At 72.8% G+C, this 15,334-nt stretch carries 13 protein-coding genes; 11 read left to right on the plus strand and 2 right to left on the minus strand.

The features are described from left to right. From sucB to ACFXPK_RS16555, 5 genes are all read left to right on the plus strand, one after another. The coding region (gene sucB / locus ACFXPK_RS16535) for a 2-oxoglutarate dehydrogenase, E2 component, dihydrolipoamide succinyltransferase (RefSeq protein ID WP_385075883.1) at nucleotides 1-1,028 on the plus strand (1,028 nt) is incomplete at its 5' end. A gap of 113 nt (nucleotides 1,029-1,141) precedes the next feature. Continuing rightward, on the plus strand, nucleotides 1,142-1,765 hold the full coding sequence (locus ACFXPK_RS16540) for a GntR family transcriptional regulator (protein WP_385006124.1): 624 nt from the start codon (nucleotides 1,142-1,144) through the stop codon (nucleotides 1,763-1,765). A gap of 218 nt (nucleotides 1,766-1,983) precedes the next feature. Then, complete coding sequence (aceE, locus tag ACFXPK_RS16545; protein WP_385075885.1) at nucleotides 1,984-4,665, plus strand: pyruvate dehydrogenase (acetyl-transferring), homodimeric type; 2,682 nt, start codon at nucleotides 1,984-1,986, stop codon at nucleotides 4,663-4,665. Nucleotides 4,666-4,763: 98 nt separating this feature from the next. After that, nucleotides 4,764-5,729 carry a helix-turn-helix transcriptional regulator gene (locus ACFXPK_RS16550; protein ID WP_385006128.1) on the plus strand — a complete coding sequence of 322 codons (966 nt, stop codon included), beginning with the start codon at nucleotides 4,764-4,766 and terminating at the stop codon, nucleotides 5,727-5,729. 157 nt (nucleotides 5,730-5,886) lie between these two features. After that, the gene (locus tag ACFXPK_RS16555; RefSeq protein WP_385006134.1) at nucleotides 5,887-6,408 is read left to right on the plus strand and encodes a DUF4240 domain-containing protein; all 522 of its coding nucleotides are present in this window, start codon (nucleotides 5,887-5,889) and stop codon (nucleotides 6,406-6,408) included. A gap of 39 nt (nucleotides 6,409-6,447) precedes the next feature. On the opposite strand, the gene ACFXPK_RS16560 is transcribed toward ACFXPK_RS16555, so the two are convergent. Next, nucleotides 6,448-7,011, minus strand: coding sequence for a GNAT family N-acetyltransferase (locus tag ACFXPK_RS16560; RefSeq protein ID WP_385075888.1), 564 nt, complete (start codon nucleotides 7,009-7,011; stop codon nucleotides 6,448-6,450). 43 nt (nucleotides 7,012-7,054) lie between these two features. Here ACFXPK_RS16560 and ACFXPK_RS16565 point away from each other — a divergent pair, with 43 nt between their 5' ends. Together ACFXPK_RS16565 and ACFXPK_RS16570 are read left to right on the plus strand one after the other, a co-directional pair. Then, entirely contained in the window at nucleotides 7,055-7,942 is an 888-nt protein-coding gene (locus ACFXPK_RS16565) for a TIGR01777 family oxidoreductase (RefSeq protein ID WP_385006132.1), read from the plus strand. 515 nt (nucleotides 7,943-8,457) lie between these two features. Further along, nucleotides 8,458-9,780: an NAD(P)/FAD-dependent oxidoreductase gene (locus tag ACFXPK_RS16570; protein ID WP_385002244.1), complete on the plus strand. Its 1,323-nt coding sequence runs from the start codon at nucleotides 8,458-8,460 to the stop codon at nucleotides 9,778-9,780. 102 nt (nucleotides 9,781-9,882) lie between these two features. Here ACFXPK_RS16570 and ACFXPK_RS16575 read toward each other — a convergent pair whose 3' ends face one another. Continuing rightward, nucleotides 9,883-11,592, minus strand: coding sequence for a regulator (locus ACFXPK_RS16575; protein WP_385075892.1), 1,710 nt, complete (start codon nucleotides 11,590-11,592; stop codon nucleotides 9,883-9,885). A 285-nt stretch (nucleotides 11,593-11,877) separates the two neighbouring features. Here ACFXPK_RS16575 and lipB point away from each other — a divergent pair, with 285 nt between their 5' ends. The 4 genes from lipB to ACFXPK_RS16595 all read left to right on the plus strand — a co-directional run bounded on the left by lipB (nucleotide 11,878) and on the right by ACFXPK_RS16595 (nucleotide 15,182). Beyond that, entirely contained in the window at nucleotides 11,878-12,804 is a 927-nt protein-coding gene (lipB, locus tag ACFXPK_RS16580; RefSeq protein WP_385002238.1) for a lipoyl(octanoyl) transferase LipB, read from the plus strand. Between the two features lie 149 nt (nucleotides 12,805-12,953). Continuing rightward, entirely contained in the window at nucleotides 12,954-13,919 is a 966-nt protein-coding gene (gene lipA / locus ACFXPK_RS16585) for a lipoyl synthase (RefSeq protein ID WP_385002235.1), read from the plus strand. A 284-nt stretch (nucleotides 13,920-14,203) separates the two neighbouring features. Continuing rightward, a complete protein-coding gene (locus ACFXPK_RS16590; protein WP_385002232.1) occupies nucleotides 14,204-14,473 on the plus strand; it encodes a hypothetical protein in 270 nt (89 codons plus the stop codon). A 10-nt stretch (nucleotides 14,474-14,483) separates the two neighbouring features. Then, the gene (locus ACFXPK_RS16595) at nucleotides 14,484-15,182 is read left to right on the plus strand and encodes a DUF4191 domain-containing protein (protein WP_385002229.1); all 699 of its coding nucleotides are present in this window, start codon (nucleotides 14,484-14,486) and stop codon (nucleotides 15,180-15,182) included. Nucleotides 15,183-15,334: the final 152 nt, after the last annotated feature.

Consider the following 15,334-nt stretch of genomic DNA (forward strand, 5'->3'; position numbering starts at 1 on the left):
CCCCGGCCCCGGCTCAGGCCGCCGCTCCGGCTCCGGCCGCTCCGGCGCCTGTCACCCCGGCGCCCGCCGCCCCGGCCGCCCCCGCGGGCGACGACGGCGCGTACGTCACGCCGCTGGTCCGCAAGCTGGCCTCGGAGAACGCGGTCGACCTGTCGTCCGTCAAGGGCACCGGCGTCGGCGGCCGGATCCGTAAGCAGGACGTCCTCGCCGCCGCGGAGGCCGCCAAGGCCGCCGCCGCCGCGCCCGCCCCGGCCCCGGCCGCCGCCCCCGCGGCGTCCAAGGCGCCGAAGCTGGAGGCGTCCCCGCTGCGCGGTCAGACCGTCAAGATGACCCGCATGCGCAAGGTCATCGGCGACAACATGATGAAGGCGCTGCACACGCAGGCCCAGCTCACCTCGGTGGTCGAGGTGGACATCACCAAGCTGATGCGGCTGCGCGCGCAGGCGAAGGACTCCTTCGCCGCCCGCGAGGGCGTGAAGCTGTCCCCGATGCCGTTCTTCGTCAAGGCGGCGGCCCAGGCGCTGAAGGCCCACCCGGTCATCAACGCCCGGATCAACGAGGACGAAGGCACCATCACGTACTTCGACTCGGAGAACATCGGGATCGCGGTGGACTCCGAGAAGGGTCTGATGACCCCGGTCATCAAGGGTGCGGGCGACCTGAACATCGCCGGTATCTCCAAGAAGACCGCGGAGCTGGCGGCGGCCGTCCGGGCGAGCAAGATCACCCCGGACGACCTCGCGGGCGCGACCTTCACCATCAGCAACACCGGTTCGCGCGGTGCGCTCTTCGACACGATCATCGTGCCGCCGAACCAGGTCGCCATCCTGGGCATCGGCGCCACCGTCAAGCGCCCGGTGGTCATCAACCACCCGGACCTCGGCGAGACCATCGCGGTGCGCGACATGACGTACGTCGCGCTCTCCTACGACCACCGTCTGGTGGACGGCGCCGACGCCGCCCGCTACCTGACGGCGGTCAAGGCGATCCTCGAAGCGGGCGAGTTCGAGGTGGAGCTGGGTCTCTGACCCGGGCCGTACCAGAGAGCCGTACCAGGCACAGCCCCCGTCCGGAGACTGTTCTCCGGGCGGGGGCGCCGTATTGTCCAGGACAACGTCCGGTCCGGCCCGAGGAGCCCTTCATGAGTCCGCCCGTCGTCCACTCGCTGCGCGAACAGATCCGCGAGCACATCGTGGAGGGGATCGTCAGCGGTCGCTGGAAGCCGGGCGAGCGGATCGTCGAGCGCCGGATCGCGACGGAGCTCCAGGTCAGCCAGACCCCCGTACGGGAGGCGCTGCGCGAGCTGGAGTCGCTGCGGCTGATCGAGTCGGCGCCGAACAAGGGCGTACGCGTCAGGAACCTGACCGCGGCCGACCTGGAGGAGAGCTATCCCGTACGGGCCGGTCTGGAGCAGATCGCCGCGGAACTGGCCGCCGAGCGGCTGGCCGCGGACTGTTCCGCGCTGGAGCCGCATGTGACGGCCCTGTACGCGGCGGACCGTACGGCCGACGGGACCGCGCAGGTACGGCACACGGTGGGGTTCCACCGGGAGCTGGTGCGGGCCGCCGGTAACGGAGTGCTGCTGCACACCTGGGAAGGGCTCGGCATCGAGGTCTTCACCGCGCTGTCGATCCGCTGGCTCGGCACCGTGCAGAAGTCGTACGCCGAGGAGCACCAGGAGCTGGTCGAAGCGTTCCGCAGACGGGACCCGGGCATCGGTTCACTGGTGAAGGACCATGTGCTCGGATGCGCGCCGCGTGCCTGATCGCTCCCTATCTGTCATGAATTACCGTCCGTCACTCCGTGCCCTTTCACGCGGCACGGGATGCCAATTTCTTGAGATCGAGAAGTTTTGCCGTTCAACCCTTTGATCGATCATCGATCAGCGTTTTACAGTCGACGACGGGCTGCACCCAGCCCAGCGTCCTGTCCTGCCAGACATGACCACTTCTCCACCCCCCTCCTGTCCGGAAGGCGGCGATGATGCCCGACCCCGTAGGCAAGCTTCCGAGCGAGCTGGACCAGCTCCCGGACCGTGACACCGAGGAGACCGCCGAATGGGCGGCCTCCCTCGACGCCGTCACCGAACACGCGGGCCCGCACCGCGCCGCGTACCTGATGCGGCGCACCCTCCAGCACGCGGGAACCGCCGGGGTCCCGGTGCCCGAGCTGCTGGAGAGCGACTATGTGAACACCATCCCGACCGCCGCCGAGCCCGCGTTCGACGGCGATCTGGAGATGGAGTCCAGGATCACCGCCTGGAACCGCTGGAACGCGGCGGCGATGGTCACCCGCGGCGCCCGTTACGGCGTCGGCGGCCACATCGCCACCTTCGCGTCCGCGGCCTGGCTGTACGAGACGGGCTTCAACCACTTCTTCCGCGGCAAGGAGGGGGACGGCTCCGGCGACCAGCTCTACATCCAGGGCCACGCCTCCCCCGGCATCTACGCCCGCGCCTTCCTCGACGGCCGGCTGACCGAGACGGACCTGGACCACTTCCGCCAGGAGTCCGGCGGCCAGGGCCTGCCCTCCTACCCCCACCCGCGGCGGCTGCCGTGGCTGTGGGAGTTCCCCACCGTCTCCATGGGGCTGGGCCCGCTCTCCGCGATCTACCAGGCGCGGTTCAACCGCTATCTGACCAACCGCTCCATCAAGGACACGTCCGCCTCGCACGTCTGGGCGTTCCTCGGCGACGGCGAGATGGACGAGCCCGAGTCGACGGCGGCCCTCGCCCTCGCGGCCCGCGAGCGTCTGGACAACCTGACCTTCGTCATCAACTGCAACCTCCAGCGCCTCGACGGCCCGGTCCGCGCCAACTTCCGGGTCGTGCAGGAGCTGGAGGCGCAGTTCCGCGGCGCCGGCTGGAACGTCGTCAAGACGCTCTGGGGCTCCGCCTGGGACGAGGTCTTCGCGCTGGACACCACGGGCGCGCTGGTACGCCGGCTGCGCCAGGTGCCGGACGCCCAGTTCCAGACGTACGCCACGCGGGACGTCGCCTACATCCGCGAGCACTTCTTCGGCGCCGAGCCGGCCCTCGTCGAGCTGGCGAAGCTGCTCTCCGACGCGAAGATCGCCGAGTGTTTCTTCACCTCGCGCGGTGGCCACGAGGCCCGCAAGGTGTACGCGGCCTACCGTGCGGCGCTGTCCCACGAGGGCGCGCCGACCGTGATCCTCGCGCAGACGGTGAAGGGCTACACGCTCGGCGCCGGCTTCGAGTCGCGCAACGCCAACCACCAGATGAAGAAGCTCTCGGGCGAGCAGTTCCGCACCATGCGCGACCTGCTGGAGCTGCCCATCCCGGACGCGAAGCTCGACGAGAGCCTGGTGCCCTACGGCCACCCCGGCGCGGACTCCCCCGAGGTGCGCTACCTCCAGGAGCGGCGCGCGGCGCTCGGCGGCCCCGCCCCGGCCCGCCGGCTGCACGCGGTCGCGCTGCCCCAGCCGTCCGAGAAGCCGTTCCAGGCCGTCACCAAGGGCTCGGGCAAGCAGTCCGTGGCGACGACGATGGCGTTCGTCCGGCTGATGAAGGACCTGATGCGGGACAAGGAGACCGGCAAGCGCTGGGTCCCGATCGTCCCCGACGAGGCGCGCACCTTCGGCATGGAGGCGCTGTTCCCGTCGGCCGGCATCTACTCTCCGCTGGGCCAGACGTACGACCCGGTCGACCGCGACCAGATCATGTACTACAAGGAAGCCAAGGACGGCCAGATCCTCAACGAGGGGATCACCGAGGCCGGTTCGATGGCGGACTTCATCGCCGCCGCCACGTCGTACGCGACGCACGGCGAGACGATGATCCCGTTCTACATCTTCTACTCGATGTTCGGCTGGCAGCGCACCGGCGACCAGATGTGGCAGCTCGCCGACCAGATGGGCAAGGGGTTCATCGTCGGCGCCACCGCGGGCCGCACGACCCTGACGGGTGAGGGCCTCCAGCACGCCGACGGCCACTCGCACCTCATCGCGGCCACCAACCCGGCCTCGCTCAACTACGACCCGGCGTTCGCGTACGAGATCGCGGTGATCGTCAAGGAGGGTCTGCGACGGATGTACGGCGAGCCCGTACCCGGCGAGGACCAGGACGTCTTCTACTACCTGACGGTCTACAACGAGCCGATGCCCCAGCCCGCGATGCCGGACGGCGTCGAGGAGGGCATCATCAAGGGCCTGTACCGCTTCAAGGAGGGCACCCCGGCGGCGTCCGACGCCCCGGCGATCCAGCTCCTGGCGTCCGGTACGGCGATCCACTGGGTCCTGGAGGCGCAGGAACTGCTCGCCGCCGACTGGGGGGTGACGGCCGACGTCTGGTCCGCCACGTCCTGGTCCGAGCTGCGCAGGGACGCGATGGAGGCCGACGAGGCCCTGCTGCGCGGCGAGGAGAAGGTGCCGTACGTGACCCGCGCGCTCGAAGGCGCGCCGGGCCCCGTGCTCGCGGTCAGCGACTGGATGCGGCAGGTGCCGGACCAGATCAGCCAGTGGGTGGAGCAGGACTACAGCTCGCTGGGCACGGACGGCTTCGGGCTGTCGGACACGCGGGAGGCGGCGCGCCGTCACTTCGGCGTGGACGCGCGCTCGGTCGTGGTCGCGGCGCTGGCGCAGCTCGCGCGGCGCGGCGAGGTCAAGCCGGCGCTGATCGCGGAGGCGCGCGAGCGCTACGGTCTCTGACGGCCGGACCGTTCGCGGCCCCGGTGGATCCACAGCCCCTATAGCAGGTCGGGGAGCCCCTGTCACTGAGTGGCAGGGGCTCCCTGCATCATGGACGTATGCGTGCTGCCCGCCTGATCAAGATGGTCCTTCTCCTCCAGTCCAGACCCTCCATGACCGCGGGCGAACTGGCCCGCGAACTGGAGGTGTCCGAGCGCACGATCACCCGGGACGCCCAGGCCCTCTCCGAGGCCGGGATCCCGGTGTACGCGAACCGGGGCAGATCCGGCGGCTACCGGCTGGTCGGCGGCTACCGCACCCGGCTGACCGGGCTGGCGCGCGGCGAGGCGGAGGCGCTGTTCCTCTCCGGGGTGCCGGGGGCGCTGCGGGAGATGGGCCTGGACGACATCTCCTCGGCCGCCCGGCTGAAGGTCTCGGCGGCGCTGCTGCCGTCGCTGCGGGACGCGCCGGACACGGCGGCGCAGCGCTTCCACCTGGACGCGCCCGGCTGGTACCACGAGCCGCAGACGCCGGAGCTGCTGCCGGTGATCGCGGAGGCGGTCTGGGACGACCGGCTGGTCGCGGCGCGCTACCGGCGCGAGGACCAGGAGGTGGAACGGGAGCTGGCGCCGTACGGTCTCGTCCTGAAGGCGGGCGTCTGGTACGTGTGCGCCGGTACGGAGGGCACGTACCGGGTCTACCGGATCGACCGGTTCACGGCGGTGGACCCCTCGCAGGAACGTTTCATCAGAGAGGACTCGTTCGATCTCCCGGCGTTCTGGGAGGAGCGCGCGGCGGAGTTCACGCGCTCCCTGCTGCGCAGGGAGATCGAGGTGCGCCTCTCGCCCGAGGGCGCCCGCAGACTGCCGTACGTGGTGGACCGCGCGGCGGCGGGAGCGGCGATCGAGGCGGCGCCCCCGGCGGACGAGCAGGGCAGGATCACGCTCACGCTGCCGGTGGAGTCGGAGGAGGTCGCGTACGAGCAGCTGCTGACGCTGGGCCCGGACGCGGAGGTCCTGGGGCCGGAGACGCTGAGGCGCCGGTTCGCGGAGGCGGCGGCACGGATGCGGGACCTGTACGGCTGACCTGTGCGGCTGACCTGTGCGGCTGACCTGTGCGGTCGGTCTGTACGGGGCGGAGCGCGGGGTTCGGGGGCCGCGCACGCCCCACAGGTCACAGAGTTCCCTGCGACTCCCGGCTCCGCGTGCGCCGCCTCCCCTCAGGCACGATGCTTGACCCGTGATGGACGAGACGGAGTTCTGGGAGATCGTCGACAGCACCCGCGAGGCCGCCGACGGCGACCCCGAGGACCATGCGGACCTGCTGGTCGAGCGGCTGCTGACGCTCGATCCCGATTCCGTGCTGGACTTCGCGCGCCACTTCGAGTCGCGCTACAACCGCGCGTACCACTGGGATCTGTGGGGCGCGGCGGCCGTCCTGCTCGACGGCGCGAGCGACGACGCCTTCGACTACTTCCGCTGCTGGCTCATCGGGCAGGGCCGGGAGGTCTTCGAGGGCGCGCTGCACGATCCGGACGCTCTGGCCGACCTGCTGGACACGTTCGACCAGACCGTCGACGGGGACGGCGAGGAACTGGGGTACGCGGCGGACGAGGCGTACGAACAGCTCACGGGGGTGGTGGCGCCCGCCCTGGGGATCGCGGCGCAGCGCGCGGAGCCGGAGGGCACGCCGCTGGACTTCGAGGACGACGCGGCGCTGGCGGAGCGGTTCCCCCGGCTGACGGAGCGCTTCGGGGGCGAGTGAGCCGGGACGGTCCCCGGCGGCCCCGGCGGCGCTGGGCGCTCACTCCAGGGGGAGCCCCATCAGCACGTCGTCGACGTACACCCCGTCGAGGTGGAACTCCCCCGGCAGAATCCCCTCGACGCGGTACCCCTCGGCCTCGTACAGCGCCCGCGCCGCCGTGTTGTGCCCGAGGACCCGCAGGGTCAGCCGGCGCGCGCCCTGGTTGCGGGCGTGCAGCGCGCCCGCGCGCAGCAGGGCGCGCGCCACGCCCCGGCGGCGCGCCCAGGGGTGGACGGCGAGGCCCTGTATCTGCCGGACGTGCGCGTTGCTGGCGAGGGGGGTGGGGCGGACGACACGGATGTACCCGGCGACGGGATCCTCGCCGGCGCCGCTCCCGGCACCGCCGCTTCCGGCACCGCCGCTTCCGGCACCACGGCTTCCGGCGCCGCCGTCGAACTCGGCGACCAGGAAGTCCTCCGGGCGGTGCTGGGTGTCGAAGAACGGCCCGTACGGCGGGCTCGGCCTCGGCGTGACGGCGTGCAGGGGCGACCAGGTCGCCCGGTCGAGCGCGCCGAGGGCCGCGTCGTCCGCCCGTACGGCGGGGCGTATCCGGGGTTCCACCATGGCGTAACTGTGCCACGGGAGGTTCCGGGGGCAGGATGGGCGCATGAAAATCGCGGTCACCGGTTCCACCGGGCTCATCGGCACGGCTCTGGTCAGCTCCCTGCGCACGGACGGGCACGAGGTGACGCGGCTGGTCCGGCACGCGGCGCGCGCGGCCGACGAGATCGAGTGGGACCCGGTACGGCAGACGATCGACGCGGGCAAGCTCAACGGCTGCGACGCCGTCGTCCATCTCGCCGGGGCGGGGATCGGGGGCCGGCGCTGGAGCGACGCGTACAAGCGGGAGATCCGGGACAGCCGGGTCCTCGGTACGGCCACCCTCGCCGAGGCCCTGGCCTCGCTCGACTCCCCGCCCCGGGTGCTGGTCTCCGGGTCGGCCATCGGGTTCTACGGCTACACGGGCGACCGCGAGGTGGACGAGAGCGCCCCGCCCGGGGACGGCTTCCTGCCGTCGCTCTGCGTGGAGTGGGAGGAGGCGGCGCTGCCCGCCGAGGAGGCGGGTATCCGTACGGTCTTCCCCCGCACCGGTCTGGTGGTCGCGCGCAAGGGCGGAGCGTGGGGGCGGCTGTTCCCGCTCTTCCGCGCGGGTCTGGGCGGCCGGCTCGGCTCGGGCGACCAGTACTGGAGCTTCATCTCGCTGCACGACGAGGTGGCGGCGCTGCGGCATCTCATCGACACGGACGGACTGGAGGGCCCGGTCAACCTGACGGCCCCGGAGCCCGTCACCAACCGCGAGGTGACGGCGGCGATGGGCCGCGTCCTGCACCGCCCGACCCCGTTCCCGGTCCCGGCCGCGGCGCTGCGGCTGGTGGTGGGCGATCTGGCGGAGGACATCGTGGGCAGCCAGCGGGTGGTCCCGTCCCGGCTGCTGGAGTCGGGCTTCACCTTCGCGTTCCCGACGATCGACGAGGCGGTACGGGCGGCGGCGTAACCACCCTGGCGGCGTACGGGCCCCGGGCGGCGGGGCGGGCGCGCCCGGTGCGGCGGTACAGCGGTGCAGCGGCACGGCGATACGGCGGTACAGCGGTGCAAGGGCACGGCGATGCGGCGGTACGGCGACGGCGGGCCCGGGAGCGCACGGGGAGCGGCCGGGGGGCGGCCCCCCGGTGGCGCCGGGGCGTCGGCCGGGGGTCGGGAGAGGGCCGGGGAGGCTTCCCGTACCGGTGCGCGGGGCACGGCCCCCGTGGGCGGGTGCGCCGCGCCCCCGCACCGGCCGGGCCGCCGGGGAGCCTCCCGCTCCGTTCCGCCGCCCCGCCGCGCGGCGCCACGCACCCCCCATGCATCGGTGCCCCCGCCCGCGCGCGTCCGCGCCGCGCCCATCCGTCCCTACGCTCAACCGGGAACGGGACGACGCCCCTTCGGAGGACTCACTCCTCCAGGGCGTTCCGGGGGCCCGGTGCGGGCATCGGGCCCCCACCCAGCCGCGCTGACCTCGGGGAGGGGCACGTGCTCAGCACCGCACTCGGCACCGCGCACCACGCAGACGTCGTCATCATCGGAGCCGGCCTGGCCGGTCTGGCCGCCGCGCACCATCTCACCAGCGCGGGCGTCACGGTCAGCGTCCTGGAGGCCGCTCCCCACGTCGGCGGCCGGATGGCCACGGACGACGTCGACGGTTTCCGACTCGACCGCGGCGGACGGCTGCTCACCGCCGCCTACCCCGATCTGCTCCGTACGCCGGGGCTCGAAGGCGCCGCCGTCCGGATGTTCTCGCCGGGCGTGCTCGTGCACAGCGACGGCAGGAACTACCGCACCGGTGCGGTCGGGAGCGCGCGGAGCGCACTCACCGTTGCGCGCGCCCTGGCGAGCGCCCCCCGGCCGCCGCTGGGCGGCGCGGTCGACCAGGCGCGCCTCAGCGCCTCCCTGGGCCGCCTCGCGGCCACGCCGACGGCCCGGCTGCTGGCGCGCCCCGAACGGACCGCGGCGGAGGCGCTGGCGGTGCGCGGGCTGCCCGCCCGTACGGTCAACGGCTTCATCCGGCCGCTGCTCACCGCGCTGCTCTGCGACCCGGAGCTGGGCACGTCGAGCCGGTGCGCCGATCTCGCGCTGCGGGCGTTCGCGCGGGGCCGGCTCTTCGTCCCGGCGGGCGGCTCCGCCACGCTGCCCGAACTGCTGGCGCGGACGCTGCCGGAGGGCACCGTCCGTACGGACGTCTGTGTCACGGACACCTCGATCAACTGCGTGACGACCAAGGAGCACGGCGAGATCGCCTGTCGGTCGCTCGTCCTGGCGACGGGCGCCAGGGCGGCGGCCGAACTGCTGCCGGGGCTGCGGGTACCGGAGTTCCACGCCGTGACGGTGGTGCACCACACGGCGCCCGAACCCCCGCTGACCGAACCGGCGCTGCTGCTGGACGCCGACCGCGAGGGGCCCGTCACGCACACGGCCGTGATGAGCGCGGTGGACCCGTCGCGCGCGCCGCGGGGCCGGGTGCTGATCTCGTCGACGCTGCTCGGCACCCCTCCCCCCGCCGCCGAGCTGGACCGTTCGGTCCGGGCGCACCTCGCGCGCCTGTACGGGACGCCGACCGACGACTGGGAGCTGCTGGCCGTCCACCACGACCCGGAGGCCGTGCCCGCGATGGCACCGCCGCACGATCTGCGCCGGCCGGTGCGGGTGCTGTCGGGGCTGTACGTGTGCGGGGACCACCGGGACACCAACACCGTGCAGGGGGCGCTCTTCTCGGGCCGTCGCGCGGCGCACGCGATCCTGCGCGATCTGGGCGTACGCCCGGCGTATGAGACGGCGCCGATGCCCGCGGTCGCCTGACGCCCGACGTCCGTCGCCACGGGCCGCGGGTACGGCTCCGGTCCCGTCCGGGCGTCCACCTTCCCCGGACGGGACCGGCTCACCACGCCGCCGCGCGGCGGCTCAGCCGATGGCGGCCACCCGGTCGCGGTAGTTCCGTACGGCCACGGCGTCCCGGTAGGGCTCCAGCCGCCGCTCGAAGTCCCGTACGTACTCCATCGCCCGCGCCGACCGCATCTCCGCGGCCTGCTGGGCGGCCTCCGCGCCGAGCAGGCACGCCTGGTCCAGCTCGCCGAGGCCCAGACGTCCACAGGCGAGCACGACGCGGCAGAAGAGCCGGCTGCGGGCGTACTCGGGGGCGCGTAGCTGGAGCGAGCGCTCGGCGTACTGGACGGAGAGGCGGTACTGCTGGAGATCGCGGTGGCAGTGGGCCAGTTCGTCCGCGAACTGCGCCTCGTCGAAGAAGCGCGCCCACCGCGGTGTCTCGTCGCCGGGGCGCGCCGCGTCCAGGGCGCGTTCGGCCCGTACGAGCGAGGCGGTGCACGCCCGCGCCTCCGCGAGTACGCCGTGCCCGCGTGCCTCGGCGGAGTGCAGCAGTGCCTGGACCACCGGGGGCGCGGCGGCGCCGACGCCCTGCTGGGCGACGCGGGCGAGCTGGACGGCCTCGCGGCCGTGGCCGAGGTAGACGGCCTGGCGGCTCATCGTGACCAGGACGTACGAGCCGTACACCCGGTCCCCGGCCGCCTGGGAGAGCCGCAGCGCCTGCACGAAGTAGCGCTGGGCGAGGCCGTGCGCGGCGATGTCGTACGAGGTCCAGCCCGCCAGCCGGGTCAGATCGGCCGCGGCGGCGAAGAGTCTGCGCCCGGTGGACTCGCCGTACAGGCCGCGCAGCATCGGTTCGGCCTCGTGCTCCAGGTAGCGCACGAGGGCCTGTCGGGCGTGGCCGCCGCCGTAGGCGTGGTCGAGGGTGCGGAAGAGGTCGCCGACGGAGCGCAGCGCCTCGATGTCGCCGGCGGTGACGCGCTGGCCGACGGCGCGTTCGGTGCGCGGGCGGGGGACGGTGGCCGCCGGGGCCGGGGAGAGCCGTGCGGCCGGGGACGGCGCGGGGGCGAGAGAGGCGCCGGAGGCCATGGGTCTGCCCTGCGCCGGGGTGTGGTGCGCCTGGGCCTGGGCGGGCACCCGGGCGGCTCCCGGGCCGCGGCCGGGGCGCTGCGGTACGGGGCCGGAGATACGGCCGGGAGCGGCGCCGACGGAGGTGCCGGGCCCGGCGGGTCCCGCGGCGGTGGATCCGGCGAGGCCGGCGGGTCCCGCGGCGGCGGTGGCCCCGGCGGCGGGTCCGTTCCCGGCCGTACCGGCGGAGCCCGCGGCGGCGAGCAGCGGGTGGGCCACCCGCTCGTCGGCGCGGCCGATCAGCCAGTCGCGGCTGGGGACGACCAGACCCGCCGGGGTGAACGCGATCTTGCGCAGTTCGTTGTGGCTGCCGGAGTCCTTGCGCCACAGTCCGCCGACGATGTCGACGGCTTCCTCGGGTGTCGAGGCGAATTCGAGGCCCGCGTAGACCGGGGCACAGGCGTCCAGCCCCAGATCCTGCGCGGAGAGCCGGCGCCCGAGCCGGCGGGTGAAGACCTCGGCGATGAGTGCGGGCGTGGTGCCGCGCGGCTGCTGCCCGCGCAGCCAGCGGGTCACCGACGTCTTGTCGTACCGCAGATCGAGGCCGTGCTCCAGGCCGAGCTGGTCCACCCGGCGGGCGAGACCCGCGTGGGAGAACCCGGCTTCGGCGATGAGGGCGGCGAGCTGGCGGTTGGGGGTGCGCTGCGGAGGTCGTTCCGACATGTGCTGTACGGTCTCCTGCCTTCCGGGCCCGGGGAGCAGCCCTATGGAACGGCGCGAATGTAGTAGCCGTGACCGGTCTCACTGCCTCGTTCGCCCCACATTCATCCGATCGTGTGAGGATCGTTTGCGCTGCTGACGTGGGGCGGAGCGATGGAGCGGACGTCGGACGGCCGCCCCGACCCCCGTACACCTGCGCGGTCGTCGCCCCGGGGGCCGCCGTACAGTGGCAGGGGCGCTATGCGTGCAGGACGAAGGTTTCTCGGCCGGTGGTAAGGAGGCTCTGCCGTGAGTGAGCTGCGGTACGTCCATCTCGGGTTCGGCGCGGAAGCCGTCGAGTACCAGGAGGCGTGGCAGGAGCAGCGCAGGGTCCACGCGGCCCGGTTCGCGGACGAGGTCCCCGACACCTGTCTGCTGCTGGAGCACCCCCCGGTCTACACGGCCGGGCGGCGCACGGCGGACAGCGAGCGCCCGCTCGACGGCACCCCCGTCGTCGACGTGGACCGCGGCGGGAAGATCACCTGGCACGGCCCGGGGCAGCTCGTGGGCTACCCGATCCTGAAGCTGCCGCGTCCCGTGGACGTCGTCGCGCATGTGCGCCGCCTGGAGGACGCGCTGATCCGTACCGCCGCCGAGTTCGGCCTGGAGACCAGCCGGGTCGAGGGACGCAGCGGGGTGTGGGTGCTCGGCGACCCGGTCGCGGAGCGCGCCCCGCTGGACGGCCCCGCGCTCGGCGGGCTGTCGCTGGACCTCGCGCCGGGGACGGGCGCGGGGGCCGATCCCCGGCTGACGGACGAGGAGTTCGACCCGCGGCTCAACGGTCCGGAGTACGCCCCGTCCAACGCGGGCCAGCGCCGCGAGGACCGCAAGCTGGCGGCGATCGGGATCCGGGTCGCCAAGGGCGTGACCATGCACGGCTTCTCGTTCAACGTGAACCCGGACAACACCTGGTTCGACCGGATCGTGCCGTGCGGGATCAGGGACGCGGGCGTGACGTCGCTCTCGTACGAACTGGGCCGCGGGATCACGGTCGCGGAGGTCGTCCCCGTGGTGGAGAAACACCTGCGGGACATCCTGGAGGGCGCCGAGCCGGCCCCCCGGGTGATCGAGCCCGCGCCCGTACGGGAGGCCCCGGAGGGCGCCGTCCGGGAGGCCGCGGGTGAGCCCGTACGGGAGACCGCGCCGGCCGTCGGGGCAGTGAAGGCGAGCGCCTGACACACACCTCCCCCGCAGGGCCTCGGCCGTACGGGGGAATGCACCCCTCCACGCCGGGGTTGCGCAGAGTGAAGACCACGCAAATAACGGGCGTAACCTGGTGTTCGCCGAAGAATCGAATGCCGCGCCAGCAGAGAGAGGTGCCGGACGTGTCCGCTGTCGCACCCGACGGACGCAAGATGCTGCGCCTGGAGGTCCGGAACAGCCAGACCCCCATCGAGCGCAAGCCCGAGTGGATCAAGACCCGGGCGAAAATGGGCCCCGAGTACCAACAGTTGCAGAAGCTCGTGAAGAGCGAGGGTCTGCACACGGTCTGCCAGGAGGCCGGCTGTCCGAACATCTTCGAATGCTGGGAGGACCGCGAGGCCACCTTCCTCATCGGTGGCGAGCAGTGCACGCGGCGGTGTGACTTCTGCCTGATCGACACGGGCAAGCCGGAGCCGCTGGACCGCGACGAGCCGCGGCGCGTGGGCGAGTCCGTCGTCACGATGGACCTGAACTACGCCACCATCACCGGCGTCGCCCGCGACGACCTGGAGGACGGCGGCGCCTGGCTGTACGCGGAGACCGTACGCCAGATCCACACGCTCACCGCGGACCGCGAGACCGGCCACACCAAGGTCGAGCTGCTCATCCCGGACTTCAACGCCGTGCCCGAGCAGCTCGCCGAGGTCTTCTCCTCGCGCCCCGAGGTGCTGGCGCACAACGTCGAGACGGTGCCGCGGATCTTCAAGCGGATCCGCCCCGGCTTCCGTTACGAGCGCTCCCTCGAAGTGATCACCCGGGCCCGTGAGGCGGGGCTGATCACCAAGTCCAATCTGATCCTCGGCATGGGCGAGACCCGCGAAGAGGTCAGCGAGGCGCTGCGGCAGCTCCATGACGCGGGCTGCGAACTGATCACGATCACGCAGTACCTGCGGCCCTCCGCGCGCCACCACCCGGTCGAACGCTGGGTGAAGCCGCAGGAGTTCGTGGAGCTGAAGGACGAGGCCGACGCCATCGGCTACTCCGGGGTCATGTCGGGCCCGCTGGTGCGTTCCTCGTACCGCGCGGGCCGGCTGTACCAGCAGGCGAACGAGCGGCGTGACGCGGCGGTCGCCGCCCAGGCCGTGTGAATCGGCGCACAAGTGACTACTTGCCGGTAGCGCCCGGCGGTTCGCGGTCCGTACGCTCCTCGCAGGTCGGAGGCGGGGTACGGGCCGCGCGGCCGTTCGAGGCCCGCGCTCTTCCCTCTTGCCGAGGTTTCATCCGCGTTTGACCGGTCGGTCACGCCCTGGTAACACCAATGAGTGACGCTGGACGCACACTCCGCGAACAGACGTCCACCCCACCCGCTCAGCCGTTCGCCTACGCGTTCGGTCGCCTGTCTGCCTTCATCGCTCCTGAGGGGACCGCCATCATGCAGGTCGCGCCGGTACGACCCACCACCGTCACCGAGGCGATGACGGCAGCCACACCCACCCGCGCCTCCGTGGCCCTGCCGTACACACTGCCCTCCGTCTCCACCGCGCTGCGCGCCGTGGAGTCCCTGCTCCTGAGCGGCGGCCAGCGCACGGCGCGCCGCAACGCCTGGACGGCCGTCCTGGAGGACCGCCGCAGGGCCAAGGACCGGGTCGAGACGGAGCACGTACTGGAGGCGGTGTCGGACGCCACTTCCCACGCCACGTAAACTTCTGGGCATGGCGAGGAAGGACAACGCAGACACTGCTGCGAACCAGGGGCGACTGAAGCAGATCGCTCTCACCTACAAGATGACCCGGCGGGCCGACTCGAAGGTCGGGCTTGTCGTCGGTGGTGTGGGAATCGTCACCTTCGGTGTCTTCCTCGCGATCGGCTTCCTGATCGATCACCCCGTCTATCTGGGGATCCTGGGATTCATCCTGGCGTTCCTGGCGATGGCGATCGTCTTCGGCCGGCGCGCCGAGCGTGCCGCCTTCGGTCAGATGGAGGGCCAGCCCGGCGCGGCGGCCGCGGTCCTGGAGAACGTCGGCCGCGGCTGGACCACGACCCCGGCGGTGGCGATGAACCGCAGCCAGGACGTCGTCCACCGCGCGGTCGGCAAGGCGGGCATCGTCCTGGTGGGCGAGGGCAACCCGAACCGGGTGAAGAGCCTGCTGGCCGCCGAGAAGAAGAAGATGGCGCGCATCGTGGTGGACGTGCCGGTGCACGACATCATCGTCGGCGACGGCGAGGGCCAGGTGCCGCTGAAGAAGGTCCGTACGACCATGCTGAAGCTCCCCCGGGTGCTGGCGGGCCCGCAGGTGACCGCGGCCAACGACCGGCTGCGCGCGATGGGCGACCTGATGAGCAACATGCCGCTGCCGAAGGGCCCGATGCCCAAGGGCATGCGGATGCCGCGCGGCGGAAAGATGCGCTGACCGGACCCACCGGAGACCCCAGCCAGAGACACACCGGACAGAGACACCAGAGGGGGGGGCCGGGGGGGGGAACCGGCCCCCCCCCCCCGCCGGGGCGGGCGAGGCGCTGGCGCCCGCGGCGGCGGCCCGCCCCCCCCCCGACCCGGCCCCCC

It is taken from the genome of Streptomyces sp. NPDC059142 (assembly GCF_042755665.1).
Lineage (GTDB): Bacteria > Actinomycetota > Actinomycetes > Streptomycetales > Streptomycetaceae > Streptomyces.

Coding starts and splice junctions, on each gene's coding strand:
- ACFXPK_RS16575 (WP_385075892.1), bottom strand. CDS start 11,592: ATGTCGGAACGACCTCCGCAGCGCACCCCCAACCGCCAGCTCGCCGCC.
- ACFXPK_RS16595 (WP_385002229.1), top strand. CDS start 14,484: ATGGCGAGGAAGGACAACGCAGACACTGCTGCGAACCAGGGGCGACTG.
- ACFXPK_RS16560 (WP_385075888.1), bottom strand. CDS start 7,011: ATGGTGGAACCCCGGATACGCCCCGCCGTACGGGCGGACGACGCGGCC.
- ACFXPK_RS16550 (WP_385006128.1), top strand. CDS start 4,764: ATGCGTGCTGCCCGCCTGATCAAGATGGTCCTTCTCCTCCAGTCCAGA.
- ACFXPK_RS16540 (WP_385006124.1), top strand. CDS start 1,142: ATGAGTCCGCCCGTCGTCCACTCGCTGCGCGAACAGATCCGCGAGCAC.
- ACFXPK_RS16555 (WP_385006134.1), top strand. CDS start 5,887: ATGGACGAGACGGAGTTCTGGGAGATCGTCGACAGCACCCGCGAGGCC.
- ACFXPK_RS16590 (WP_385002232.1), top strand. CDS start 14,204: ATGCAGGTCGCGCCGGTACGACCCACCACCGTCACCGAGGCGATGACG.
- aceE (WP_385075885.1), top strand. CDS start 1,984: ATGCCCGACCCCGTAGGCAAGCTTCCGAGCGAGCTGGACCAGCTCCCG.
- ACFXPK_RS16565 (WP_385006132.1), top strand. CDS start 7,055: ATGAAAATCGCGGTCACCGGTTCCACCGGGCTCATCGGCACGGCTCTG.